Raw genomic sequence first — 6,102 nt, 5'->3', positions numbered from 1 at the left:
AATTAGATTTTATAAAATAAAATCTAAAAATTTCACAAGCAATTATTTATTTAAAAAAATATCAAGCTTGAAACATGAAAAGACATAAAATAAATAAAAAATACTTAAATTTTATTTAAAATTAATTTATAAAAATATCAAATAAACGATATAAATATATTACTTGTTATTCAGATAATAAGCTGAAGAACGCAATTCGATTATTTTGAAAAAATGCAATCTATTTCACCTTGATAATATGGTAAATTTGGCCAAGGAAAAGCAACGGTTAAGAATTGCAAATTAAAATATTCATTAGATAAACACACCTTACTAACGGAGAAATTCAGTGATTTTGCCCAATTGAAGTTTGATTAAAATGAAATTACTAATGGATAACTAATTCCCGTGGATTAACTCCAAATTCCTTTTTGAAAGCGTATGAGAAATGAGACAGATTTTCGAAACCCACTTCGAAATAAATATCGATAGGTTTTCTCTTTTTTTCTGTCAGTTGAAATTTAGCGAGCTCCAGACGTTTTCGCGTCAGCCATTTTTGGGGAGTCGTGTTGAATGCTTTATTAAAATCTCTTTTAAAAGTCGTCAAGCTCCTTCCGGTAAGATAGCTGAATTTGTCCAGTGACATATTGAACATAAAATTCTTCTGCATAAATTCCACCAGATTGATCTTGTGAGGTTCTGAAAAATCAGACAAGATCGCATCTACGTTTGTGTCAACTGTTCTCAGGATTGTGATAGCCTCCCGGATCTTCAATTCTGAAAGTTCTTGTGGCAATTTATACTCTAGGTTGAAATAGGGAATCATTGAATCAAAAAAACTGTCAAGAAGTGGACTTTTATCAAGTGTTACAATGTGATCGGTCTTAAAGACAGGATTGACCTCACTTGGTATGGTCTCGTAATATGCTCTTAAAATATTGTGGGTCAATTTTACGACAATCGCTCTGTAGGGTTCTCCATCCTTATCCGATTTTACCAGCAATGCAAGACGATTTCTGGGAAGAAGATGCGTGTCCCCGGCATTAAAAACATAGGTTTCGTCCGCCTGGATCACTTTCAGTTCACCCGATAGAACTCTTACCACAGAATGTTCTTCAGCAGTCAGCTCCGTACTGTGTTTGGATGTTCCACTGCAGGTAAAAACGATATTGGCGTGGTCATTGGTTTGTTTCGTTATCATCATTACAAATTTAAAAAAAATACCAAAGTCCGCTTATGAACTTTGGTATTTTACTATTTATTTTACTCCAAACTTTGTTCCTGTCAATTCTTCACTCAACATCCAAAGCTTTGCAGCAGCTACCGGATCTACTGCAAATGAGGCCACACCTCCAGCTCCGGCAGGGCTTCCGGCAATGTTATCACCTGCAGCATAATCTGCCACTTCAACATCCTCAAGATAGACGCCACCGATATTCTGAAGTTTGGGATTTGTTGCTGCCCAAACTGTAGTTGCAGCACCTTCCTCTACCGTCTTTTCAATCTTTTTCATCGCTTCCTGAGCCTCGACATTCGGAGTTCCATCAGGATGTACCGCACCAATCGCTACGAAATCCTCGAAGGTTAAAGATCGGGACAGGTTCGTCGCCATAATCAGACCTGGATGAATTGCGTATGAACGTACTCCGAATGGTTGCGCTCTTTTGTTAAGTTCAACAGTAAAAAGAACATTGGCTGTCTTCGACTGTCCGTACGCTTCAAACTTGTTATATTCTTTATGGTTGTAATTAACATCATCGAAATGTATCGGTGAAGTATGGTGAGCTGAAGATGAAACATTCACTACTCTTGCCCCGTTCGCCTTTTTCAAAGCGTCCCACAAATTAGCTGTCAGTTGGAAATGTCCAAGGTGATTGGTTGCAAACTGACTTTCATAACCCCGGGCATCACGCTGAAGCGGTGTCCACATAATTCCCGCATTATTTATCAGCAAATGCAGAGGTCTTCCCGAAGCATTGAACTTTTCAGCAAAGGCAACAATCGTTGCAGGCTCAAAAAGATCCATATGTTCTACTTCCACATTAGCAATTCCTGCAAGGTTTTGTTTGGCTTTCTCAGGATCTCTTGCCGGAACAATCACTGTAGCTCCTGCCGAAGTCAAAGTTCTGGTAATCTCCATTCCCAGTCCGCCGTCACCTCCGGTTACGATGGCAATTTTACCAGCAAGGTCAATTCCGTAAATCACATCTTTTGTAGTTGATTTTGCGTTGAAGCCAGAACCTATCGCATTCTGTAATGCTCCGTTGTAATTTGTTAATTCCATTTTTTTTATTGAATTTTGTTTTACAAAGGTAGAGGCACCACTGAAAATTGATTTTGTTTAAACGTCCTAGTTATTTTGCTTAAAAGTTCAACAATAAATAAGATTACCTCTTATAAAAATATTTACTAGAGAATTTATCTTTTACAATCTCTTAACATCTTCAAAATATTATCGATACATGACAATGAATGGCTTGAATAGAATTCTGTTAACTAAATCAATACTTTGAACTAATTCAAAGAAGATAAACTCTTAGATTCTCTATTTTCAATGAGAGAAATTCCCCAGAAGTAAATCCTAAATATCGCATCTGTATATTTATCTTTTTGAGCTTTTTTAATGCTCTTCCTTCCGAATCTCTTTATATGAGTTCGTAGATCAAGAAATTTTCGCTCAATATGATTTGTTTCTCTGCGTTTAGTACTATGAAGATGCTTAGGGATTAATTTAGGATAGATATTTAAGCGATAACTATATATCTTTTTGGATTTACAAAAAGCAGAGTGTCTATAATACATTGTAGAGTTTTGGTCGTTAGTCTCCCAACCTTATTCAATTACTTTCTTTGTCTCTCTACAATATGCAGCAACAACCCAACGTTCATTAGATTTAGTTTTTTAATTCGTCTATTTCAATTGTAATACCCTTGGGGATAGGTGGCTTAACCACAGCTGAAGCGATTTTTTAGAACAGTTGTCTTACTTATATTAAGTAATCTGCTAATGCTATTAATTCCAACTCCTTCTTTTATCAGTTGTTGAATATTATGATTAGTGCCCTTCTGATATGCATTGTAAGAATAACTTTTTGCTGCATCTTTTACACTGATAGCGTTGTTTATTTTGTGATGTTAGTCCTGACTTGATATAGTGGCTATATTTACAATGAATACATTTATTCCGACCTTTATTCATAATATTTTAAAGAAAAGTAGCAACACCACATCTGCACCATCAGGTATGAGAAAGTACATGCTTTAATCGCTATTTTTGCTTTTTTAGTCGGCAAAAATAAAAACGATATATTATAATACATCGTTTTTTTATTTTATATCAAAATAGTACTGATTATCAATGAAGCTAAATAAAAACTCCATATTTGAATCATTACCATATTGTAGTTGCAATCCCAACTGACACCATATCGAACCGCTTAATACTGTAAATCAACACATTAAGCTAATTTACAGAACCTTATGGGACTCGAACCAATTTTATTTTCATGATGGGCTGACGAAAATTCGTCACAAGCGATCCCTCTAGTCACCATTTCGAACCGCTTAGTAATATAAACCAGCACATTACGCTAATTTACACAACCTTACAGGGCTCGAAACATTAGAGTAACGGATTCGAATATTCGAATAGTTTAGAAAATACATGTTCTTAAGGTTTTTACATTATTTTTGTGAATACACAAATGAACAGATGATCAAATACAAAAAGTATCATACAGATATCAAAACCTGCTATGCTTTAGGAATCCAAAATGAAATTCTTCCCGAAAAATTCATCAGAGAAATTCCCGGTTCAACTTCTCATTATTGGAAACATGAAAATTCTGAAAAATATGTTGGAGGAGAATTTTCTAAAAGCATTCAGAACAATTTGGATGATACCAAAATATTTCTTGATTCCCGTTTGTACTTCGGTCGAAAAGCATTCATTCAATTTGCCAGAATATACATTATATTGATTACTTTGCTTGGAAAAGAAAATATCCGAAAGATCATTAAATCCAATCGAAATGTTTTTGTAGCTCTGATTGAAAATCTTTCCGGTGATTTTCCTATCAATAAAAAAGATTTACTCCGTTTTCTGATGATTTCAAAAAGACAATATACTTTTTGGCTGAGTGACAGAAAGTTTGCCTGCAATCAATCATTAGTCGGACAATGTTTCAAAAGAAGACCTAATCAGATATCAAATAAAGAAATTTCCATCCTCAAGAAATATATGAGCTTGAGCAAACACAAAACTTGGTGCATCCGTTCCATTTGGGGAAAGGCAATTCGGGATAATGTGATTTCCATGGCAGAATCAACTTGGTACAAATATGCCAGAAAACTCGGATATTCCGAAGCTCGAAAGCTTCAAAAGAAACCAAGAAAGAAAGGTTCTTTCAATGCAGGTCGTCCTAATGAGACTTGGCATATGGACATCTCTCAATACAAAACTTTGGATAGTGTTACCTTCTACATTTACACCGTGGTCGATAATTTCTCTCGAAAGATTCTTTCTTGGGATATTTCTACAAAGAAATGCGCTAAGATCAGAACCGAAACCGTGAAACAAGCCATCTACAATGAATTCAATATTGACCTGAAAGACCAGAATCTTGAACTCATTGTGGATGGTGGTTTGGAAAACAACAACAAAACTATTGCTGAATTCATCAAAAATTGTCACGTTAACATCAGTAAAAAGATAGCTTTGAAAGATGTGACTTTTTCCAATTCTATTGTAGAAGGTCCGTACAAGATTATGAAATCGTATTATTTCAGAACTAAAGAAATTCTGTCCACTACCATTTATCTGGAACTCAAATTCTTTATCGAAGATTACAACTTCAATCGACCTTGTTACAAACATAAGATTTATACCCCTAGTGAAGTTCACGATAATCCTGAGCTGGCGAATTTCAAATTGGTCTTAGAAAAGTCCAACCAAAAAAGACTGGAAGAAAACCGTAATTTCTGCTGTAAAATGTCAGCGTAAAACACGAAATCATATCACTTCTCTCCTACTTTTGTATTTTTCTCAATACTATCAATGAACATTTTCTCTTTTGAAACATTCTGAAAGAATCAGACGTTCAAATATTTTATTTCTTACGAATTCTTCCTGAAAAGAATCCCTTTTATTCTACAATCCTCAATTCGAATTTTCGAATGAATTGATAGAGAATCACTTACGTTATTTCATCTTCTATAACTTGTTTCTTTTCAAAAGCTTAGTTGTTTTTAAAAATCATTCTTTTTGGGTTTGGTGAATAGAGGGAGCCGGATATACCTTTGTTTATCAAATAGTTACAAACGAAAAAAAGTCGCCAAATTGGCGACTTTTCACTCGGGCGATCCGGACGGGACTCGAACCCGCGACCTCCGCCGTGACAGGGCGGCATTCTAACCAGCTGAACTACCGGATCAATTTTGTTTTTAAAGTAAATTGAGAAAACTTTCTGCGATCCGGACGGGACTCGAACCCGCGACCTCCGCCGTGACAGGGCGGCATTCTAACCAGCTGAACTACCGGATCAATTTTGTTTTTAAAGTAAATTGAGAAAACTTTCTGCGATCCGGACGGGACTCGAACCCGCGACCTCCGCCGTGACAGGGCGGCATTCTAACCAGCTGAACTACCGGATCTCTTTACAATAAATAAGAAAGTATCTTCGTTTATTGTGGTTGCAAAAATACAACTTTTACTGTAATCTGCAAGTATTTTTATAAAAAAAATGCTCCCCGATATGGAAAGCATTCATTATCAAAGCGATTTTTTTATAAATGAGCACTCAATTTCTCAGCGATGATCTCTTTTGGAGTTACACCTACTAATTTATCTACAACCTCACCATTCTTAAAAATAAGAACTGTAGGAATATTTCTGATACCATATTGCATAGAAATTTCCTGATTATTATCAACATCTACTTTTCCTACAACAGCCTTTCCTTCAAAATCTGCTGCTACTTCTTCGATGATTGGTCCTAAAGTTCTGCAAGGTCCGCACCATACTGCCCAAAAGTCTACCAATACCGGTTTATCAGATTTTAAAACTGTTTCCTGGAACGAGCTGTCCGTAATTTCTAAAGCCATTTTTTTATTTTTAATTATTAAT

The 6,102-nt window shown here is 35.5% G+C and carries 6 protein-coding genes and 3 tRNA genes; 1 reads left to right on the top strand and 8 read right to left on the bottom strand.

What is annotated here, in order from left to right; all coding sequences use genetic code 11:
• Positions 1-367: 367 nt before the first annotated feature.
• From AC4FQ5_RS09425 to AC4FQ5_RS09410, 4 genes are all read right to left on the bottom strand, one after another.
• Positions 368-1,180, bottom strand: coding sequence for a helix-turn-helix domain-containing protein (locus AC4FQ5_RS09425; RefSeq protein ID WP_491142730.1), 813 nt, complete (start codon positions 1,178-1,180; stop codon positions 368-370).
• Between the two features lie 57 nt (positions 1,181-1,237).
• On the bottom strand, positions 1,238-2,263 hold the full coding sequence (locus AC4FQ5_RS09420; RefSeq protein ID WP_491142729.1) for an SDR family NAD(P)-dependent oxidoreductase: 1,026 nt from the start codon (positions 2,261-2,263) through the stop codon (positions 1,238-1,240).
• Between the two features lie 230 nt (positions 2,264-2,493).
• Complete coding sequence (locus AC4FQ5_RS09415) at positions 2,494-2,781, bottom strand: IS1 family transposase (protein ID WP_491142727.1); 288 nt, start codon at positions 2,779-2,781, stop codon at positions 2,494-2,496.
• 252 nt (positions 2,782-3,033) lie between these two features.
• Positions 3,034-3,177, bottom strand: a complete 144-nt coding sequence (locus tag AC4FQ5_RS09410; RefSeq protein WP_491142726.1) for a transposase-like zinc-binding domain-containing protein — start codon at positions 3,175-3,177, stop codon at positions 3,034-3,036.
• 513 nt (positions 3,178-3,690) lie between these two features.
• Between AC4FQ5_RS09410 and AC4FQ5_RS09405 the strand changes: the two genes are divergently transcribed.
• On the top strand, positions 3,691-4,980 hold the full coding sequence (locus AC4FQ5_RS09405) for a DDE-type integrase/transposase/recombinase (protein ID WP_491142724.1): 1,290 nt from the start codon (positions 3,691-3,693) through the stop codon (positions 4,978-4,980).
• Between the two features lie 356 nt (positions 4,981-5,336).
• Here AC4FQ5_RS09405 and AC4FQ5_RS09400 read toward each other — a convergent pair.
• From AC4FQ5_RS09400 to trxA, 4 genes are all read right to left on the bottom strand, one after another.
• Positions 5,337-5,410 (bottom strand) — tRNA-Asp (locus AC4FQ5_RS09400).
• Positions 5,411-5,446: 36 nt separating this feature from the next.
• Positions 5,447-5,520 (bottom strand) — tRNA-Asp (locus tag AC4FQ5_RS09395).
• 36 nt (positions 5,521-5,556) lie between these two features.
• A tRNA-Asp gene (locus AC4FQ5_RS09390) sits at positions 5,557-5,630 on the bottom strand.
• A gap of 132 nt (positions 5,631-5,762) precedes the next feature.
• A complete protein-coding gene (trxA, locus tag AC4FQ5_RS09385; protein WP_047445614.1) occupies positions 5,763-6,080 on the bottom strand; it encodes a thioredoxin in 318 nt (105 codons plus the stop codon).
• Positions 6,081-6,102: the final 22 nt, after the last annotated feature.

Source organism: Chryseobacterium sp. DT-167 (assembly GCF_058310155.1).
Note: the sequence above shows the minus strand (reverse complement) of the source record. Positions and strands in the feature narration are given on the sequence as shown.